General features: G+C 53.9%; 19 protein-coding genes. 16 read left to right on the top strand and 3 right to left on the bottom strand.

Annotated features, from left to right (window positions below; all coding sequences use genetic code 11):
- Positions 1-197 precede the first annotated feature (197 nt).
- Positions 198-1508: a replication-associated recombination protein A gene (locus KP806_RS09320; RefSeq protein ID WP_224723310.1), complete on the top strand. Its 1311-nt coding sequence runs from the start codon at positions 198-200 to the stop codon at positions 1506-1508.
- Between the two features lie 81 nt (positions 1509-1589).
- Here KP806_RS09320 and KP806_RS09315 read toward each other — a convergent pair whose 3' ends face one another.
- Together KP806_RS09315 and KP806_RS09310 are read right to left on the bottom strand one after the other, a co-directional pair.
- On the bottom strand, positions 1590-2684 hold the full coding sequence (locus tag KP806_RS09315; RefSeq protein WP_224723309.1) for a copper resistance D family protein: 1095 nt from the start codon (positions 2682-2684) through the stop codon (positions 1590-1592).
- Complete coding sequence (locus KP806_RS09310; RefSeq protein WP_224723308.1) at positions 2681-3262, bottom strand: copper resistance CopC family protein; 582 nt, start codon at positions 3260-3262, stop codon at positions 2681-2683. The genes KP806_RS09315 and KP806_RS09310 overlap by 4 nt, the downstream gene beginning before the upstream one ends.
- Positions 3263-3620: 358 nt before the next feature.
- Here KP806_RS09310 and KP806_RS09305 point away from each other — a divergent pair, with 358 nt between their 5' ends.
- Positions 3621-4964, top strand: coding sequence for a hemolysin family protein (locus KP806_RS09305; protein WP_224723307.1), 1344 nt, complete (start codon positions 3621-3623; stop codon positions 4962-4964).
- Positions 4965-5035: 71 nt separating this feature from the next.
- Here the strand turns inward: KP806_RS09305 and mnmA are convergent, their stop codons facing one another.
- Positions 5036-6166: a tRNA 2-thiouridine(34) synthase MnmA gene (mnmA, locus tag KP806_RS09300; RefSeq protein WP_224723306.1), complete on the bottom strand. Its 1131-nt coding sequence runs from the start codon at positions 6164-6166 to the stop codon at positions 5036-5038.
- 164 nt (positions 6167-6330) lie between these two features.
- Here mnmA and cymR point away from each other — a divergent pair, with 164 nt between their 5' ends.
- The 14 genes from cymR (at position 6331) to KP806_RS09230 (ending at position 20261) form a co-directional block, all read left to right on the top strand.
- Entirely contained in the window at positions 6331-6750 is a 420-nt protein-coding gene (cymR, locus tag KP806_RS09295) for a cysteine metabolism transcriptional regulator CymR (protein WP_224723305.1), read from the top strand.
- Positions 6751-6764: 14 nt separating this feature from the next.
- A complete protein-coding gene (locus KP806_RS09290) occupies positions 6765-7919 on the top strand; it encodes a cysteine desulfurase family protein (RefSeq protein WP_224723304.1) in 1155 nt (384 codons plus the stop codon).
- Between the two features lie 17 nt (positions 7920-7936).
- The gene (locus KP806_RS09285) at positions 7937-8482 is read left to right on the top strand and encodes a PRC-barrel domain-containing protein (protein ID WP_224723303.1); all 546 of its coding nucleotides are present in this window, start codon (positions 7937-7939) and stop codon (positions 8480-8482) included.
- A gap of 3 nt (positions 8483-8485) precedes the next feature.
- A complete protein-coding gene (locus KP806_RS09280) occupies positions 8486-8683 on the top strand; it encodes a hypothetical protein (protein ID WP_224723302.1) in 198 nt (65 codons plus the stop codon).
- Positions 8684-8831: 148 nt separating this feature from the next.
- On the top strand, positions 8832-9902 hold the full coding sequence (locus KP806_RS09275; protein WP_224723301.1) for an AI-2E family transporter: 1071 nt from the start codon (positions 8832-8834) through the stop codon (positions 9900-9902).
- Between the two features lie 348 nt (positions 9903-10250).
- Positions 10251-12884: an alanine--tRNA ligase gene (gene alaS / locus KP806_RS09270; RefSeq protein WP_224723300.1), complete on the top strand. Its 2634-nt coding sequence runs from the start codon at positions 10251-10253 to the stop codon at positions 12882-12884.
- A gap of 38 nt (positions 12885-12922) precedes the next feature.
- The gene (locus KP806_RS09265) at positions 12923-13180 is read left to right on the top strand and encodes an IreB family regulatory phosphoprotein (protein WP_224723299.1); all 258 of its coding nucleotides are present in this window, start codon (positions 12923-12925) and stop codon (positions 13178-13180) included.
- A gap of 28 nt (positions 13181-13208) precedes the next feature.
- A complete protein-coding gene (gene ruvX / locus KP806_RS09260; protein ID WP_224723298.1) occupies positions 13209-13625 on the top strand; it encodes a Holliday junction resolvase RuvX in 417 nt (138 codons plus the stop codon).
- 8 nt (positions 13626-13633) lie between these two features.
- On the top strand, positions 13634-13930 hold the full coding sequence (locus KP806_RS09255) for a DUF1292 domain-containing protein (protein WP_224723297.1): 297 nt from the start codon (positions 13634-13636) through the stop codon (positions 13928-13930).
- Entirely contained in the window at positions 13930-14241 is a 312-nt protein-coding gene (locus KP806_RS09250) for a DUF1292 domain-containing protein (RefSeq protein ID WP_224723296.1), read from the top strand. Before KP806_RS09255 ends, KP806_RS09250 begins: the two co-directional genes overlap by 1 nt.
- Before the next feature lie 272 nt (positions 14242-14513).
- The gene (mltG, locus tag KP806_RS09245) at positions 14514-15626 is read left to right on the top strand and encodes an endolytic transglycosylase MltG (RefSeq protein WP_397376373.1); all 1113 of its coding nucleotides are present in this window, start codon (positions 14514-14516) and stop codon (positions 15624-15626) included.
- Positions 15627-15669: 43 nt separating this feature from the next.
- On the top strand, positions 15670-16602 hold the full coding sequence (locus KP806_RS09240; RefSeq protein WP_224723295.1) for a peptidase U32 family protein: 933 nt from the start codon (positions 15670-15672) through the stop codon (positions 16600-16602).
- Between the two features lie 21 nt (positions 16603-16623).
- Complete coding sequence (locus KP806_RS09235; protein WP_224723294.1) at positions 16624-17886, top strand: peptidase U32 family protein; 1263 nt, start codon at positions 16624-16626, stop codon at positions 17884-17886.
- Positions 17887-18080: 194 nt separating this feature from the next.
- A complete protein-coding gene (locus tag KP806_RS09230) occupies positions 18081-20261 on the top strand; it encodes a methyl-accepting chemotaxis protein (protein ID WP_224723293.1) in 2181 nt (726 codons plus the stop codon).
- The last annotated feature ends 101 nt before the right edge of the window (positions 20262-20362 follow it).

The raw sequence follows: 20362 nt of genomic DNA, 5'->3' as shown, positions 1-20362 counted from the left end.
ATCGAGGATCATACGGTAACGGAAGGAAAAAGCCCGGATGGAAGCGGGGCGCCGGAGCGCTCGCTTTCCGTCGGGGCTATTTTTAATGCGGAGAAAGAAGGAAGGCCGGCATTGGCCGATCACGCGAAAGCGTGGCGAACAAGTGTGCGGATATGCTATGATCGAAGGAATAGACGGGAAAAGGTTGGGGAGAAGTTATGGACTTGTTTTCTTACCGGGAAGAAGCCGAGGCACCGCGGGCCCGCCTTCTCGCGGACCGGATGCGTCCGCAGACGCTCGACGAATATATCGGGCAGGAGCATGTCGTCGGAGCCGGCAAGCTGCTGAGAAGGGCGATCGAGGGCGACCAGGTTTCGTCCATCTTGCTATACGGGCCGCCGGGCTGCGGCAAAACGACGCTGGCGCATATCATATCGCTGCGTACGGAAGGCGAATTCGTCAAGCTGAATGCGGTCGATGCGTCCGTGAAGGACGTTCGGGAGGTCATTGACCAGGCGCGTATGAATAAAACGATGTACGGCAAAAAAACGATTCTGTTCCTCGACGAGGTGCACCGCTTCAACACCGCAAGGCAGGATGCGCTGCTGCCTGCCGTCGAGCAGGGCATCATTATTTTTATCGGCGCGACGACTGAAAATCCGTTTCACCATGTCAACGGGGCGCTGCTGTCCCGGTCTACCCTGTTCCAGCTGGAGCCGCTTGGCGAGGAGCATACGTACCTTGCGATGAAGCGGGCGCTGGCCGACCGCGAGCGGGGACTCGGCTTTATGGATTTGCATGCGGACGAAGATGCGCTGCGCCATATTTCGGCGATGGCCGGGGGAGATATCAGGCGCGCGCTTAACGCACTCGAGCTGGCTGCGGTAACGACGCCATCGGAGCAGGACGGCTCGGTCCGCATTACGCTCGAGGTCGCCCAGGAGTCGATCCGGAAGCCAACGATCCGGGCGGACATGTCCACGCAGTACGACGTGCTGTCGGCCTTCCACAAAAGCGTAAGAGGCTCGAGCGATGCGGCGTTATTCTGGTTTTTGTACGCGGTGGAGAAGCTCGGCATGGATCCGATGACATTCATCCGCAGGCTGATCGTCGCTTGCAGCGAGGACATCGGACTTGCGAATCCGCAAGCGATGATTCAGGCGGTAACCGCGATGGACGCCTATCACAAAATCGGATGGCCGGAAGCGAAATACAATATTTCGCAAGCCATACTGTTTGCGGTGGAAAGTCCGAAATCGAATGCGACGGCGGTTGCGATCGGCAACGCCGAGGCGGCGATCGAGCGTGCCGGCGATGTGAAGGTGCCGCTGCACTTGCGGGATACGCACTACAAAGGAGCACAGCAGCTCGGCCACGAGGGCTATCAATATCCGCATGATTATCCGAATCATTACGTCGCCCAGCAATATTTCCCCGATACGCTTGAAGGCATCAGGCTCTATAAAGCTACGGAGCAGGGGATGGAGGATAAAATCAGGCAAAACCAGCAAAAACGCGGCCGTCGTTAAGCGTAGTCCAGTACACGCCGGCAGCAGCAGGCAAACGAAAGCCCCGACTCCGCAAGACGGCGTTGGGGCTTATTTGACATTTTAAAATGATGAAGCAACTGCAAACATGAGTCCCAAATAACCGAACACGGCGGTCAGCATGCCCATGAGAACGGCGGGGACGAGCCGGTTGGAGCGGTACGTCCACAGCAGTCCAGCCGCCATCACTGCCGCAGCTGCCAGCATGAGCAGGCTCTCCGTATGCATGGAGAAATGAAGTGTAAGATCCGGGCTGAAGCTGCCTTTATACAAGCCGGTGAACAAAGGAGAAGGGGAGACGGTCTGCAAAGTCTCTTTGACGTTATGCGGCGGGGTTTGCTGGCCAAGAATGCCGGTTGCCGCAAGAACGAGCAGTGCGATCGCGCTTTCGGCCCGCAGCCAGCGCACCGGGTTAAACGCATTGCTGCGGTCCGCTATTTTTTTGTACAGAAATCCGTTTGTGTAGCCGAACAGCAGCAGCGGGACGATAAGCAAATGCTTGATCAGCAGCATTTGTCCGTAAGGCAGCATCCAGGCATTCACATAGTCCGGCGTCGTGAATGACATAAGCACCAGACCGGCAGCGAGGGAAACAGCTACAGCGGCAATCGCCACCGGCGAGAACCAGCGGAGAAACGAACGCCAATTGTCGGCATCCTTCGAAAACCAGCCGGCGACGAACAAAATGCCGATCCAGACGCTGACCGCAAGAAAATGCAGCGAATGCGTCAGCAGCCCTTTAAACCCGTAAAGGGATGAAGCATGGCTGGCGTAGCCGAGCCAAACGATCAGCAGGAAGGTAATGAACAGAGCCACCTTCGGCATATGCTTGTCGTCACGGAACGCTTTCAGCCCGAGCAAAAAAGCAAGGCCGATCGACCCGATTGCGGTCCAAACCCACGCTTTACCGGTATTGATATCAAGCAGAATGCTTTTCAGAACGGCGGGGTAAGTCATATTAAATTCTTTGCCGAACACAACCGCAAGGTTATGGATAGGGACATAGGACAATACGGGTATTGCGATCGCGCATGCCAGCAGCAGCCCGTTAGGCACGTATACGGACGGCCTTCGATCCTCCGGAACGATCCGGAGCAGCAGTGCTCCGGTCAATACGGCGAAGCAAATATAGAGCAGGCCTTCGCTTACATAAATCATGGCTTGCGCCTCCGCATGAACAGAATCAGAGCGGCGGCAACGATGATCGCTCCGATAATAATAGCCGGAGTGTAATTGGCTGACTGCCCGTCTTGATCGGCAAGCGGTTCAGCTGCGCTATCATTAGCCTGGTCCGGGCCGGAGTCTGCAGCGGGCGCATCCGTTGTCTGCGGCGCCTCCGTTTCCGTAACGGCGTCCGGCGCCTGAGTCGGCTCCACGGCTGCGTCCGGAACGTCCACCGTGAATGTGTAGCTGCCTTCCACCGAATGCCCGTCCGCTCCGATGATTGTCCATTTTACCGTATAAATTCCGTTAGTAAGCGGTTTGATCACAGCCCCGCTCATTTTCTCGCCTTCGACGACCGCTTTTTCCGTTTCGAGCTGCTGCCCGCCGGCATCGAGCAGTTTAAAGTTGCTCAGCTTTTCGATTTTGGTGTTGAACGTGAGCTCGATTCTCTCGGGGGAAGCGGTAACCGTCGCATCCTGCCCCGGAACGGCGTTCTCCATTTTAGAATGGGCGAGTGCTGCCGAAGGCAGCAGCCAAATCAATGCTAAGCAAATAAGTAATATCCGTTTCATAACCAGTCCTCCTGCGCTATTTTCATCCCAGTGTCGGATCCGACTCACTTTAGGTAAGCTAATTGCATTATAGCAGATATGAATGGCTGTTTTCTTTCTCTGCGTTGATGATTTCGTTGCGGCTTTATGAACATTTATCGAACGGGGCATCTGACAAATCCGTGTATAAAGGATAGCCTATGGCGAATAGACATAGATACAGTCAAAAAAAATCGGCAAAACCCCGAACCTACCGTTTGACTCGGCGGACTCGCATCAGGTTAGCGCACAATACGCAAAGATCGCCGTATCTTTGTTCCAAAAGGAGGTGTGCCTGCCATCGCCCGCATGCTCCACCCGCGCGACAGGCAGGGGATCGTTGAGTGACCCGTTTCCGATCGGTTTATCCTTGGCGCTTATTTTGTTTTTCGTTTTTTTGAACGGTTTTTTTGTAGCGGCGGAATTTGCGTTGGTAAAAGCGCGAGGCAGCAGGCTTGACGCCCTCATCTCCGAAGGACATCCCCAGGCGAAACGCGCAACGCATTTGACGAACCACCTTGACGCTTACCTGTCGGCATGTCAGCTAGGCATAACGCTTGCTTCCCTCGGACTCGGCTGGATCGGCGAGCCGGCTGTCGCAAAGGCGCTTGAGCCGTTGTTCGTCCATTTCGGCTTTCCCGAAGGATTGCTCCTGCATACCGTTTCGTTTGTAATCGCCTTTACGATCATCACGGTTCTTCATATCGTTCTGGGCGAGCTTGCCCCGAAAACCGTAGCCATCCGCAAATCGGAAGCTGTTACGCTGCTGACGGCCGCCCCGCTTATGGCGTTTCACAAATTGATGTACCCGTTCATTTGGCTGCTGAACGGAACGGCCAACCAGCTTCTCCGGGTAGTCGGCATCGAACCCGCCTCCGAGAAGGATGCCGCGCATACCGAGGAGGAAATCCGGATTTTAATGAAGGAAAGCCACAAGAACGGTCTGATCGACAATACGGAGCTGACGCTCGTGGACAATATATTCGAATTTGCCGAAACGAATGCCAGGGAAATAATGATCCCGCGCACGGAAATGATCTGCCTGAATACAAGTCTTTCTCTGGAAGGGAACAAGGCGATCGCCCTCGAGCAAATGCTGACTCGTTACCCGGTATGCGAGAACGACAAAGACAATATTATCGGCTTCGTTCATATTAAGGACCTGCTGAAGGATACGACTCAGAGCCTGCAGGACATCAGACAAATTACGAGACCGATCACGACCGTTCCCGAATCCATGCAAATCAGTACGCTGCTGAAGCTGATGCAGAAGCGCAAATCGCAGATCGCTATCTTGATCGATGAATACGGGGGAACCTCTGGCCTTGTTACCTTGGAAGACATAATGGAAGAAATCGTCGGTGAAATCCAGGATGAGTTCGACGAGGAGCGGGAGCAGCTGGAAAAAAAGGACGAGAACACGTACTCGATCAGCGGGATGATGCTTATTGAGGAGGTCAACAGCTTCTTCGGCCTTGACATCGAAACGGACGATTACGATACGATCGGCGGCTGGATGTATTCGAAAATTGAGATCCCGCCCGCCGGCATGCAGCGCGTTCCTTATTCCTCTGAAATCGAGTTTGTAATCGAGGAGACGGATCATTTGCGCATCTCCCGCATTATGGTTGAGCGGAAAGCTGCAAGCAAGGAGAAACGGGCGGGAGAGCTTTTTGGATCATAATTTCGACATTAAAAAAAGGCTGTTCCTGCGCGCCTTGATCCTGCGCGGGAACAGCCTGATTAGCTTTCGACTTACGCCTGCACGGCGGTGAAGCCTTCGGAGCCGATTTTCTGAACGGTATCGATCGTGCCTCCGCCGAGGCAGACGTCGCCGTCATAGAGAACGACCGCTTGGCCAGGCGTAACCGCCTTTTGCGGCTTATCGAATACGATTGTAGCGGTATCGTCACCCGTCATCGTTACGGTAACCCCCTGATCCTGCTGGCGATACCGGAATTTCGCCGTACAGCGGACAGGACCGCTGCCTGCTCCGGGCACGATCCAATTCATGCCGGTCGCCGTCAGGCTCTGGGAGTACAGGCTCGGATGCTGTTCTCCCTGAACGACGTACAAAATATTCCGCTCCAAATCCTTATCGGCGACGAACCACGGCTCGCCGGAGCCGGAGCCGCCTATGCCGAGCCCTTGACGTTGGCCGAGCGTATAATACATGAGCCCGTCATGCCGTCCTTTGAGCTCGCCCGAGCGGATATCGATCATATCGCCCGATTGGGCGGGAAGGTAACCGCTCAGGAACGTCTTGAAGTTGCGCTCGCCGATAAAGCAGACGCCCGTGCTGTCCTTCTTCTTGGCCGTATACAGGCCGGCTTCCTCCGCGATCCGGCGAACCTCCGGCTTAGGGAGATGGCCGATCGGAAACATCGCCTTCGCCAGCTGCTTCTGATTCAGGGCGCTGAGGAAGTACGTCTGATCCTTATTCGAATCGACGCCGCGCAGCAGCTTCGTCACGCCGCCGGATCGTTCGACGCGCGCATAGTGGCCGGTCGCCAAATAATCGGCGCCAAGCTCCATCGCACGCTGCAGGAAGTCGCCGAATTTGATTTCCCGGTTGCACATCACATCGGGGTTCGGCGTGCGGCCGCGCTTGTATTCATCCAGGAAATAGGTGAATACCTTGTCGTAATATTGCCGTTCGAAATTAACGGTATAATAGGGAATGCCGATTTGGTCGCAAACGCGTCGGACGTCCTCAGCGTCCTCTTCCGCCGTGCAATGGCCGAACTCGTCGGTGTCATCCCAGTTTTTCATAAAAATGCCGACCACATCGTAGCCCTGCTGCTTGAGCAGCAGCGCCGTAACGGAGGAATCGACGCCTCCGGACATGCCGACGACGACACGGGTCGAAGCATTGGATTTTTCCATCATAAGCACCACCTTGTTCAATCAAACATCTCTTATTGTATCATAGGATGAAAACTTTTTCATGAAGATGTCAACGTTTTTGCACACGTTCATGGCGCGATATGTTAACATATAAGGGAAATGGGAATACAGTGAATTAATAATATTTCTAATGAGGTGTTACTTTGAAAATATCGACGAAAGGCCGTTACGGCTTAACGATCATGATGGAGCTTGCGGCCAAATTTGGAGAAGGCCCGACTTCGCTCAAAAGCATCGCGGAGCGGAATCAGCTTTCGGAGCACTATTTGGAGCAATTAGTAGCGCCGCTGCGGAACGCGGGACTTGTTAAAAGCATTAGAGGCGCCTACGGCGGTTATATTTTATCGAAAGATCCGGAAAGCATTACGGCAGGCGACATTATCCGTATACTGGAAGGTCCGATATCACCTGTAGATTTCACGGAAGAAGACGATCCGGCTAAGCGCCAGCTATGGCTTAAAATTCGCGACAGCATCGCCGAGGTGCTTGATTCCACGACGCTGTCGGATCTTATTTCGTATAAGGACGAAGGCAAAGCAGACAATTACATGTTTTATATCTAGAAGGAAGCTGACCTATGAGAACCTTTTATTTTGATCATGCCGCCACGACTCCGATGCACCCGGACGTAGCCGCCGCGATGCTCGGCATTATGACGGGAGCCGCAGGCAACGCCTCCAGCATGCATGCGTTCGGACGGGCGGCCAAGCAGCAGCTGAACCGGTCCCGGGACCGCATATCGGCTGCGCTCGGCTGCAAGCCGGCCGAACTCCTGTTCACCTCGGGAGGCACGGAAAGTGATAACGCGGCGCTCATCGGCGCGGCACGGGCGCAGCGAAAGCGTAGAAAAAACCATATTATCACCTCGGCAGGCGAGCATCACGCCGTTCTGCATACTTGCGAATGGTTAAGCAAAGAAGAAGGCTTCGAGCTCACCGTGCTGCCGGTTGACCGGACGGGCCGCACATCTCCGGAGCAAGTGAAGGAGGCCATGACGGAAAAGACCGGGCTTGTAAGCATTATGTACGGGAACAACGAAGTCGGCACGGTCCAGCCGATCGACGCGATCGGACAAGCCGTAAAGGCAGGCGGCGCGCTCTTCCATGTCGATGCCGTGCAGGCGCTCGGCTGCCTGGAAACGCCGCTACGCGACCTTCCGGTCGACCTGATGAGCTTCTCCGCCCATAAAATTAACGGCCCGCAGGGCGTCGGCGCCCTGTATGCCGCTGCCGGCACGCCGCTGGAAGCGGTCCAGCACGGCGGCTCGCAGGAAAGGAAAAGGCGGGCAGGCACGGAGAACATCGCAGGAATCGCCGGTTTTGCCGAAGCTGTTGACATTTGTGTGAACGAAAGAAAAACGAAGCAACCTTTTTTGGACGGGCTTCGTAAGAGATGGATAGAGCTGCTGAAGGAGCATGCCGGAGTTCCGGTCATCGTGAACGGCGATCCGGAGCGTTATTTGCCGCATATCGCCAACGTCAGCTTAATCGGACTGGACACGGAGACGATTCTGATGAACCTCGACATGGAGGGCATCGCCGCATCGAGCGGCTCGGCCTGCACTTCCGGGGCGCTGGAGAGGTCGCATGTTCTGCGGGCAATGGGGCTGGCGGATGAGCAAATTCAATCGGCTGTAAGATTTAGCTTCGGTTTGGGGAATACTTTGGAGGAATTAGAAGAAGCCTCGCAAAAAATCGGAACGATCGCGAGGCGTATTCGTAATAACTACTAGGAGGACTCCGGCTGAGCGTGATTAAACTCCAACAGCTTATTGGGCTTCCGGTTATCGTGATTCATTCCGGTAAGCTTGTCGGCACCGTGAAGGATGCCTGGTTTGACGAGCACTGGATGCTAAAGGGCATTATTCTGGACAGCGCCCGCTGGTTTGCTGCCTCCGTGAAGATCGTCGAGTGGTCGAACGTATTATCATGCGGGGAAGACACCGTGATTATAGCGGACGAAGACGCGATCGTCAGGATGAAGCCGAAGCAGCTGCTGCGTTCCTTTTACACCGGACTGGTGAAATTAAAGGACCTGCCCGTCATGACCGTTCAGGGCTTGCAGCTTGGACGCGTATCGGATGTTTATTTTTACCCAAATCAGGGTACACAAATAGTAGGCTACGAGCTTACGGACGGTTTTGTTTCGGATCTGATGGAGGGGCGCAAATGGCTGAAGGCGCCGAGTGATCCGGGTACCGTGTTACTCGGGGAAGACGCGATTATCGTTCCTGCTGTCAGTGAAGCGGAATTGGAGCCTGTCGCAGCTTCCAATTCAATGGATAGGGAGAAATGAAAGATGATGAGATGCCCGAATTGCAATTCGAAAGATATCGGAAAAATCGGTTCCCACCAGTTTTACTGCTGGGGCTGCTTTATCGAACTGACAGTCAACGGCGACAAAATGTCGGTATTCCAGGTAGAAGAGGACGGCACGTTAAGCTCGCTTGACGATCTGTTCTTCGAAGAGGAAATTACCCAGGTGCATGCCAACTGACGCACTGCTGCATAAGAAACCGAAAGACGGCTCGCGGCCGTCTTTTTTTGCGGTTTGAGGATGATTTCCGCCGCTTGTACATATACTGAACTAGTTCCGGTTTGTCCTATAGGACGGGGCGGATAATGCATGTTCGGGGGTGAAGACGGTGGAGCGCTTTACAAAGAACCGTCTGTTTGTCTGGCTGGTCTATCTCATTCTAAGCTTGATTGCCGTTTATCTGCTGCTTCAGATCAAGCCGCTCATTATCAATATATATACGTTTTTGAAGGCCGTGCTGGCGCCGTTCATCATTGCGATGATAATCTCTTACGTGCTGAATCCCGTCGTTACGCTTCTGCATGAGCGCAAAGTGCCGAGAACGATTGCGGTGCTGTTAATTTATGCGGTATTTTGCGCCGCGTTTGCCGTCCTGCTCGTCAACCTGATCCCGATGTTCATCGAACAGGTACAGGAGCTGAACCGGCATGTACCGGAATTGTCCATGCGGGCTCAAGATATCGTATCGGACATTAACAATACGTCGTTTCTGCCGGGCGGCATCCGCAGCGGCTTGAACAAAGCGCTCGTCAATATCGAAAAGAAGCTGTCCGAAAGCCTCTTTAACTTTGTCAATAATATCGGCTCGATGCTGAACGCCGTGTTTATCACGTTTATCATCCCGTTTCTGGCGTTTTATATTTTGAAGGATTTCGACGTCTTCGAAAGAACCGTCATTACATACGTGCCGAAATCGCACCGGAAAAACACCGTCCGGCTGCTGAAGGACATCGATTCGGCTCTTGGAAGCTATATCCGCGGACAGTTTCTCGTTTGCGTCATCATCGGCATTTTAGCGTATTGCGGTTATTTGCTGATCGGAATGCCTTATGCCTTGCTGCTGGCCGGCATCGTTGCGGTGACGAACGTCATCCCTTATCTGGGACCGTTTTTCGGCGCCGCACCGGCAATTATGATGGCATCGACCGTATCGCTCAAAATGGTCATTTTCGTGGCGATCATCAACACGCTTTGCCAAATTCTCGAAGGCAACGTCATTTCACCGCAGGTTGTCGGACGCACGCTGCATATGCATCCGCTGTCCATCATCTTCGCCTTGCTGGTTGGAGGGGAGATCGCGGGCATCGTAGGCATGATTTTGGCGGTCCCGATTTTTGCGGCCTGCAAAGTCATCGTACAGCACATGTTTGCGTATTACGTAAGGCGAAAGATTATTTGACAGAAGAAAACGCTGTCGCTATAATTTTTAGTATCTATACTGGAATAAAGCGTTGACGAATTGAAGTAAGCCATAGCCCGTCAGCCAGAGAAAAGGTCTCTTCGCATTGCTCGGTCAGAGCCAAAGCGTCGGTTGAGAAGGCCTTTATGACGAAGGATGGCCGAAAGCTATTTTCGGAGCGTGAACGAACTTCACCGGCTGGACCCGTTATCGTCCGATGAAGGCGATTATGTCTGCGCTCTTAACAAGCTGCGGCGTAATAACCAGGGTGGTACCGCGAATGATTTCGTCCCTGTCCGTGACAGGGGCGTTTTTTTGCGTTTTATTTGATTGAAGGGGGCTCCCACAATGAAAGCAAGTGAAATCCGTGCAAAATGGCTGGCGTTTTTTGAAAGCAAAGGCCACAAAATCGAACCGAGCGCATCGCTCGTGCCGCATAACGATCCGTCTCTTCTTTGGATCAATGCGGGAATGGCGCCGCTCAAGCCTTATTTTGACGGCAGGGTCATTCCCGACAATCCGCGGATTACGAATTCGCAAAAGTGCATTCGTACGAACGATATCGAAAATGTCGGCAAAACCCGCCGCCACCATACTTTCTTTGAAATGCTCGGCAATTTCTCCATCGGGGATTATTTCAAGGAAGAAGCGATTACCTGGGGTTGGGAATTTCTGACGAGCCCGCAGTGGATCGGCTTCGATCCGGAGCGTTTGTCCGTAACGGTGTATCCGGAGGACGAAGAGGCTTTTGCTCTATGGAATCAAAAAATCGGGCTTCCCGCTGAGCGCATTTACAAGCTGGACGAGAACTTCTGGGATATCGGCGAAGGGCCATGCGGTCCATGCACCGAAATTTTCTACGACCGCGGCGACAAATACGGCGACCTGACCGATCCGGAATGCTGGCCGGGCGGCGAGAATGAGCGTTTCCTCGAAGTATGGAACATCGTATTCTCGGAGTTTAACCATAACAAAGACGGAAGCTACACGCCGCTGCCGAACAAGAACATCGATACCGGCGCCGGACTCGAGCGGTTCTCTTCGATTTTGCAGGACGTAGATTCCAACTTCGATACGGACCTGTTCCGGCCGATTATTGACCGTACTTGCGAAATCGCCAAAGTTACTTATAAATCGAACGAAGAGCAGGATGTAGCTCTCAAGGTAATCGCCGACCATATCCGTACGGTAGCGTTCGCCGTCGGCGACGGGGTTATGCCGTCCAACGAAGGCAGAGGCTACATCATCCGCCGCCTGCTGCGCCGCGCGGTCCGTTACGGCAAAAAAATCGGCATCGACCGTCCGTTCCTCTTCGAGCTCACGCAGGTCGTCGGACAAGTGATGGGCGTCTACTATCCGGAGGTTGTGGAGAAACGCCAGTTTATCGAACGCGTTATTCGCACCGAGGAAGAGCGGTTCCACGAGACGCTTGAGGGCGGTCTTGCCATGCTGGCCGAGCTGGTTGCAGCTGCAGCCAAGGCAGGCCAGAAGGAAATTAAAGGGGACGACGCGTTCCGCCTTTACGATACGTTTGGTTTCCCGTTTGACCTGACCGAGGATTTTGCGGCGGAGAACGGCATGACCGTCGATCGTGAGGGCTTCGACGCGGCGATGGAAGCGCAGCGCGGTCGCGCCCGCGCAGCTCGCCAGGAAACGGGCAGCATGAAGGTACAGGGCGGCCCGCTGGCCGAATTTACGGTTAAAAGCGAATTTGTTGGCTATAATGAACTGGTAACGAGCTCCCGGATCATCGCGATCGTGCAGGATGATGCGCTGGTCGATCTGGCTGCGGAAGGCAGCAAGGTCGCCGTCATTCTCGACCGCACCCCTTTCTACGCGGAAAGCGGCGGTCAAATCGGGGACAAAGGGACGATTGCAGGAAACGGCTTTGCCCTGCAGGTAGAGGACGTAACGAAAGCGCCGCACGGGCAAAGCGTTCATCATGCCGTCGTTGTGTCCGGCACGGCCCGCACGGGCGAAACGGTCGAAGCTGCTGTTGCTCGTCCGGTACGCGAGGATATTATCAAAAACCATACGGCGACTCATTTGCTTCACAAAGCGCTTAAAGAAGTGCTCGGCGACCATGTCAATCAAGCCGGTTCGCTTGTGGAAGCGGAGCGTCTGCGGTTCGACTTTTCCCATTTCGGCAGCATAACAGCCGATGAGCTGATTGCGATCGAGCGCCGCGTCAACGAGCAAATCTGGCTCGGCACTCCTGTCAGCATCGATATCAAGTCGCTTGGCGAAGCGAAAGCGATGGGTGCGATGGCGCTGTTCGGCGAGAAATACGGCGACGAGGTACGCGTCGTGCAGGTCGGCAGTTACAGCCTGGAGCTGTGCGGAGGCTGCCATGTTGGCAACACGTCGCAAATCGGCCTGTTCAAGCTGCTGGGCGAAAGCGGCATCGGCTCCGGCGTGCGCCGGATCGAGGCGGTCACCGGCAAGCATGCCTACAATTACATGGAAGGCCAGCTTGATTTGCTGAAGCAGTCTTCCGCTTTGCTGAAATCGAATACCGCGGACGTCCCGAAACGGATCGAGGCGTTGTTCGGACAAGTGAAGGAGCTGTCCCGTGAGAATGAATCGCTTCAGGCGAAGCTGAGCCGCATTGAGGCGGGCTCCCTGGAGGCTAACGCGAAGACGGCCGGCGGCGTTACCGTGCTGTGCGCCAAAGTTAGCGCACCTACGATGGATGCGCTGCGCAGCATCGTAGACGAGCTGAAGCTGAAGCTGGAGTCCAGCGTCATCGTGCTGGGCGCGATCGCCGACGATAAGGTCAACCTGGCGGCGGCCGTGTCTGCGGATCTGGTCAAGAAGGGATTCCATGCGGGCAAAATCGTCAAGGAGGCGGCCGTTCATTGCGGCGGCAACGGCGGCGGACGCCCCGATATGGCGCAAGCGGGCGGCAAAGACACGTCCAAGCTTGATGAAGCTTTGAAACTTGCGGAAGAACTGGTTCTCGGACAAGCAAATGTGATATGATAGGAAAGAATATCGGTTTGGAAAGAGAGGTGCTGGCGATGAGTTCTATGGACCAAACGATGAAATTTAACGTGAAGGCGGAAGGGGCTGAATCTTCTCAAGACATTCTGCTGTCTGTGCACGAAGCGCTCTTGGAGAAAGAGTATAATCCGATCAACCAGATCGTTGGGTATTTGCTGTCCGGAGACCCCGCGTATATTCCGCGGCACAACAACGCCAGAAGTCTGATCCGCAAGAAGGAACGAGACGAACTGATTGAAGAGCTTGTCCGGTTTTATTTGAACCACAAGAAATGATTACGCAGGGTCAGGAGCCGGACACGAAATGAGATTGATGGGATTGGATTACGGCGACCGCAATATAGGGGTAGCCGTCAGCGATGCGTTTCGCTGGACAGCGCAAGGAACCGGGGTTGTTGAACGCAGAAGGGACGGCGGGGAATTCGACCGCATCGCGGAGCTCGTGCGGGAGCACGAGGTCAGCGAAATCGTCGTCGGCTTGCCGAAGAACATGAACGGTACAATTGGTCCGCGTGGCGAAATTTGCATCGCATTCGCTGAGGAGCTTCAGCACAAGCTAAATATACCTGTTCACCTTTGGGATGAAAGGCTGACAACGGTAGCTGCCGAACGTACGCTTCTGGAAGCTGATGTCAGTCGCAAGAAGCGAAAGCTTGTCGTGGACAAAATGGCTGCGACGCTAATTTTGCAAAATTATCTCGATTCTAAATCGAAAAGGTGAGGGTTGCTATGACAAAAGAAGATCTGGAATTCGAAGAGCCGGAAATTATTTATATTCCGGACGAAGAAGGCAATGAAGAGGAATTCGAAGTCATCATGAAGTTCGAGGTTGATGGTTCCGATCAGAAATATATGATGGTCGTTCCGCTGAGCAGCGAAAACGATGAGGAAGACGAGGTTTATGCCTTCCGTTACGAAGAAGAAGGCGACGACCTGAAGCTGTATACCATCGAAGACGAAGAAGAGTGGAGTATGGTTGAGGAAACCTTCAACACGCTGCTTGGCGAGATGGAGGAGCAGGACTAATGTCTGCGGAAGAGCAGCAAGGCATTAAGAAGCTGAACGGCCTGCAGAAGGCTTTCGGCAGCAGCATTGAGCTTATTGCGGAGGATGGAAATGCGGAGTACTACGACATCAAGGCTGAATTTCAGCTGGGCGATATCGTATATGCCGCCCTTCAATCCGAAGCGATGCGCCGCGAGGACGAGGTAGAGCTGTTTCGCGTTACCTATTCAGGCGATGAGCCTCAGCTCGAGACGATCGAGGACGATGAGGAATGGGAATCGGCATCCGAGGCGTACGACGATTTGTGGTTTGCCAAGGATGAACGGCCATAAATACTTAGTATTGAACAAAAGGGCGGCTCACTACCGCTCTTTTGTGCTAGGCTGGCCCTTAGTCTGAGGTTCAGCCGTATTTGTCTGCCCGAAGCGGCTAAGATTAAAAATATAGGAAAGTTTCTCCATACTTGGTCTATATTTCTCGGATGAAACGCGCCGCGCCGCCAAAGGAAGGCACAGAACCGGGCTGCGCAAAGTTGCAGCTATCGGTTCGTGCGCAGCGCCGGCCGTTTCACCTTGACAGCAGAAGAGAAAGCGGGGATCACAGGTTGGACAATTCATTACGGCAGCCGGAGCCATACGACTACGAGTCGTCGGGTCCGAAGCGAAGCCGCATTACGATGTGGGTCATCTTAAGCCTGCTCGGCATTTTGATCGTAGGAGCGGGAAGCGTGGCATTATACGTCTGGAGCAGCCTGCAGCCGACGAAAGAAGGCGACGCGGTCAAACTTGAAATTCCGGCCGGCACGTCCGCCAATCAAGTCGCAGATTTGCTGGAAAAGAACGGAATAATCAAAAACTCGTTCATTTTCAAATATTATTTAAAGCTGGAGAATCAAGGCTCACGGTTCCAAGCCGGATTATATGAACTGAGCCCGGGAATGGCAAACGACGCGATTATCGCAAAGCTGAATGCCGGAGATACGGTAGCGGCCGAGACGATTCGCTTTACGATACCTGAAGGCTTTACGGTACTGCAAATAGCGGATAAGCTTGCCGAAGAGAAGCTGATCGACAAGGACAAGTTCCTTAAGCTGGCGGCCTCCAAGTCGGCGTGGGGAGATGCCGATGCGGTCCGTTCCATTCCGAACATCAATACGCTCCATCAGCGGCTTGAGGGCTACCTGTTTCCCGAGACGTACGAGATGAAGAAGGAAAGCACGGAAGAGGACATCATCGTCCGCATGGTGTCGGAGCTGGACCGCAAGCTTAGCCAGCTGCCGCAGGGCTGGCAGGAAGACATGGAGGAGCGCGGCCTGACTTTCCATGAGCTCCTGACGATCGCCTCGCTTGTAGAGCGAGAGGTTGTCGTGGATGAAGAAAGGGCGCTTGTGGCAGGCGTGATTCAGAATCGGATTAAAGACGGCATGAAGCTGCAAATCGACGCCACGGTTCAGTATTCGCTGGATAAGCCGAAGGAAAGGCTGTTCAACAAAGACCTTGAGGTGGACAGCCCTTATAATACGTATAAAGTGGAAGGCTTGCCTCCGGGACCGATCGCAAGTCCGAGCCTCGCTTCGATTCAAGCGGCTTTATACCCGGAGGAAACCGAATACATGTTTTATGTAACGAAGAAAGACGGCACGCAAACGCATCTGTTCGCGAAAACATACAGCGAGCATTTACGGAACATTGACAAGAGCAATCAGACAGCGGGGTAGCAGGGGCTTACGCGCCGGCTAATCCCCAGGGAGGTTTGGAAATATGATGGATAAACCTGAGCTGCTGGCTACCGCGGCTTCGCTTGAGGAGCTGGAGAGGCTTATGGCCGCGGGAGCCGACGCATTCGTAATCGGCGAAGCCAAGTATGGCATGCGGCTTGCAGGAGAGTTCGATATCGGGATGATCGCCGAAGCGGTTAAGCTGGCAAAACCTAAAGGCGTCCGTATCTATGCAGCGATGAACAACTTGATGGGCAATGAAATTCTTGAATCTTTGTCCGGCTATATTGCCGCTCTGTCGGAGGCGGGGGTTGACGCGATCGTATTCGGCGATCCGGCTGTGCTGATGGCTGCCCGCGTCCATGCGCCGGGGATGGCTTTGCATTGGAACGCCGAGATGACCTCGACCAATTACGTAACGGCTAATTATTGGGGGCGCCGCGGCGCGACCCGGTACGTGCTCGCACGCGAGCTTAACATGGAGCAAGTGGCGGAGACGACGTCGAACACGGAGCTGGAGGTTCAGGTCCAGGTACACGGCATGACGAATATCTATCATTCGAAGCGCTCCCTTGTCGGCAGCTATATGGACCATCAGGAGGAGCCTGACCGGCTGCCGAACCTGGATAAGGAACGCGGCTTGTACGTGATGGAGGCGGAGCGCAAGGACGAGCGGTATCCGATCTTCGAGGACAAGAACGGCACCCATATGATGAGCTCGGACGATATTTGCATGATCGAGAATCTGCACGAGCTGCTGGAGGCAGGCGTATACAGCTTGAAGATAGAAGGCATTATGAAATCCGTTGCCTATAACGAGACCGTTATTCGGGCTTACCGTCAAGCCATCGATGCATACATAGCTGATCCGGCCGGCTACGAGTTTCAGGACGAGTGGCTGGAGGCGATTCAGGCGGTACAAGATCCGAATCGCGAGCTGAGCTATGGTTTCTTTTTCAAAGAGCAAGTGTATTGATAGCGGGAGGTAGAACACGAAATGACGATAGCGGAAAAGAAGACCCAGCGTTTTCAGGGGAAGAGGCACCGGCTCGATAGACCGGAGCTGCTTGCCCCGGCAGGCAACCTGGAGAAGCTGAAATTTGCCGTGCATTACGGAGCCGACGCGGTCTATATCGGCGGGCAAAAATACGGCTTGCGTTCCAATGCGGACAATTTCAGCTTCGAGGAGATGAAAGAAGGCGTCGAATTCGCCGCCCGGTACGGAGCGAAGGTCTTCGTTGCGACTAATATTTATGCACACAACGAGGATATTGACGGATTAGAGGAATATTTGCGCAAGCTGGAGGAAGTCGGAATCGCCGCCATTATTGCTGCCGATCCGGCGATTATCGAGACGGCCCAGCGCGTTGCGCCGAAGCTGGAGGTGCATCTCAGCACGCAGCAGTCGACGCTCAATTGGCAGGCGGTGCAATTTTGGAAGGACGAAGGTCTGCCCCGTGTCGTCTTGGCGCGCGAAACGAGCTTTCAGGAAATTGCGGAGATCAAAAAGCATGTCGATATCGAAATTGAAGCTTTCATTCACGGCGCGATGTGCTCCTCGTTTTCCGGCCGGTGCGTCTTGTCCAATCACTTTACGGACCGCGATTCGAACCGGGGCGGCTGCTGCCAATCCTGCCGCTGGAAATACGATTTGTTCGTCGACGACATGCCGCTTTACTCCGAGGATGAAGACAAGTTCACGATGGGATCAAAGGATTTGTGCATGATCGAATATTTGCCCGAGCTGATTGAAGTCGGCGTGGACAGCTTTAAGATCGAGGGCAGAATGAAGAGCATCCACTACGTGGCAACGGTCGTCAACGTCTATCGTCAGGCGATTGACGCGTATTTTGCCGATCCCGAGCAGTTCGAGCTTAAGCAGGAGTGGGTGGAGGAAATCAATAAAGCGGCTAACCGCCCGCTGAATACGGGATTTTTCCTCGATACGCCCGGTGCGGAGGATCATATTTACGAGGCGGAGGAAAAGGCGGCGCCTTACGATTTTGCAGGCGTCGTACTCGAGTACGACGATCAGACGGGGTTTGCGGTCGTGCAGCAGCGCAACCATTTCAAGCTTGGCCAAGAGGTTGAGTTTGTAGGTCCGAAGGGAACCTTCTTTAAGCAAACGGTGTCCGAAATGACCGATAGGGACGGGGCGGCGCTCGAAGCGGCCCGGCATCCGCTCCAGCAAATCCGGATCCGTACGCTGAAGCCGGTTCATCCGATGGATATGATGAGGAAGAAAACAGGCGGCAAATAAACATACGAACAAGAAAAAGCCTTATTTTTACTTAGTTGAAAATAAGGCTTTTTTTATTCTCTATTAAGAATTGACAAGAGTCTGCCGATATAAAATAATAGACTCATTGTTCTACATACCTATCTTTGGCAAGATTCGCTTGCAACCTAAGAACTAATTTTTGACTTACAATTTTAAAGGCGGTGTCTTTCCTAATGACAAATTCGGAAGAGAAACAGGCGAAGAAGCCGAAGAACAGCAAGTCAGAAGTCCCCATGAAAGCGCAATCAAATATACGGGCCGCAGCCGGAGCCTCAAAAGCTCTGCTCGGGGCGGTGAAGGACACCAAATTATCCAACCCGTTGAAGTCCGTCGGGATGAAGCTGTTCGCAATCATCTTCTGCAGCATTATTGCATGCGTTTTGACAGTAGGACTAATGGCTTATGCGAAATCAAAACAGATCGTCGAGAGCAAAGTATCGGATGCCAGTCTTCAAACGGTGAATCAGGTCGCAAATAATTTGGACGTCATTTATAAAACATACGAGGATTTATCGCTGCAAATATTGATCGACAAGGATTTTCACGAAATTGTCCGCAGCATGCTGGCAGGAGGCGACGATTACAGCAAATTCGAAGCCTCGCGAAAGTTGAACGAGAAAATGCAAAACTATGTAATGGGCAACAATACGATCAGCGGTCTCCTCCTACTCCCTATCGATCCGAAGCTGTCGGTAGTGACGGCCGGCTCGGCCAGCGGCAGCAGCGTTGAGAAGCTCATGCAATCGGAATGGTTCAAGCAGACGGTCGAGAAGGCCGGTAAAACGCATTGGATCCCGCCGCAGCCCGAAGGTCTTACAGGCACGCCGGGGACTCCGTCTATCGGCCTCAGCCGCGTGCTCAAGGACAGTATGTCCAATGAGGCTTCCTATGTTCTGTTAATGGATATCCAGCTTGATTCGCTGAGCAGCCGTTATGCCGATGTCGTGCTGGGGCAGGACAGCGAAATGGCGATCATCGATGAAAGCGGCAATTACATTACGGCGCCGGAGGAGGAGCTGATCGGCAAACCCGCCAAAGTGAGACTGCCCGCGGAAGGCGATTCCGCCGCACATGGCGCTTTAAAAACAATGACAACGGACGGCACGGATGTGCTTGCGGTGTACACGACCTTTGAAACGATGAACTGGAAGCTGCTCGGTACGGTGCCGGTGAAGGAGCTGGTCAGGGACGCGAAGGCGATCCAGACGCTGACATGGATTACCGTTCTGGTGGCAGCCCTGATTGCCATCGCGATCGGAGCGCTGGTTATCATGACGATTGCACAGCCTCTTGTCAAGCTTCGGAACCTCATGAATGAAGGGGCCGGCGGCAACCTGACCGTACGGTCCGATATGAAGAAGCGCCAGGACGAAATCGGGGAGCTGTCGGAAAGCTTTAACCGGATGATGAGCCAAATCAAGGCGCTGGCCGTTCAGACAACTCGTTCCGCGGAGGACGTGCTGCTAACGGCGACGGATTTGACGGAGGCGTCCCGCAAAACGGCACTGTCGGCGAAGGAGATTGCCGTGGCGACGGAGGAAATCGCCGGCGGCGCGACCAGTCTGGCGGTTGAAGCCGAGCGGGGCAACGATCTGACGGGCAGCATTGACGTGCAGATGAAAAAGGTCATCGAGGCGAACAGGGAAATGGTGCGCTCGGCCAGCGAGGTCGAAAAGGCGAGCGAGCAGGGAACGGCCTACATGGGCGTTCTTATTCAGAAGACCGGCATGACCGAGGAAATGACCCGGTCGATGGTGGAGAAGGTCGACGCGCTCAAAGAAAGCACGGGCTCGATTGTGAAAATTCTCGACGTGCTCAATAACTTGACGAAGCAAACGAACATTTTGTCGCTGAACGCCACAATCGAAGCGGCACGCGCGGGTGCGGCTGGCAAAGGGTTTATGGTTGTCGCCGACGAAATCCGCAAGCTTGCGGATCAGTCCCGCCAATCGATTGACGTGGTCGGCCAAATTACCGAGAAGATCAGAGGGGAAATCGACGAGACGGTAAAAGTGCTCTCGGACGCTTATCCGCTCTTCCAGGAGCAGATCGGATCGGTGAAGGAAGCCAATCAAATTTTCTTGACGGTTCAAGGGCAAATGGGTCAATTTGCCGAGAAGCTGGAGCTGGTAACGGGGGCGATCAGCCACCTGGACGAGTCGCAGGCCGTGCTCTCGGAAGCGATGACGAACGTTAGCGCGGTTGCCGAGCAATCGTCGGCAACTTCGGAGGAGGTCGCGTCTCTCAGCTCGGAACAGCTTAGCATAAGCGACGGGCTGGTCGGGTTGTCCGAGAAGCTGGATGCGGTATCGAGAGAGCTTAAAGACAGCTTGTCCCAGTTTAAAATCGGTTGAGTGTGACGCAAATAGAATTTATCGGTCAAAGGAGTTCTACAGCACACGGTTGCTGATAGGACTTCTTTTTTATGAATTGTCGTCCCTGAGGCCAGGAGGTT

Origin of the sequence: Paenibacillus vietnamensis, from assembly GCF_020169515.1 — a bacterium.
Lineage (GTDB): Bacteria > Bacillota > Bacilli > Paenibacillales > Paenibacillaceae > Pristimantibacillus > Pristimantibacillus vietnamensis.
This window is presented reverse-complemented; position numbering and strand designations above follow the sequence as displayed.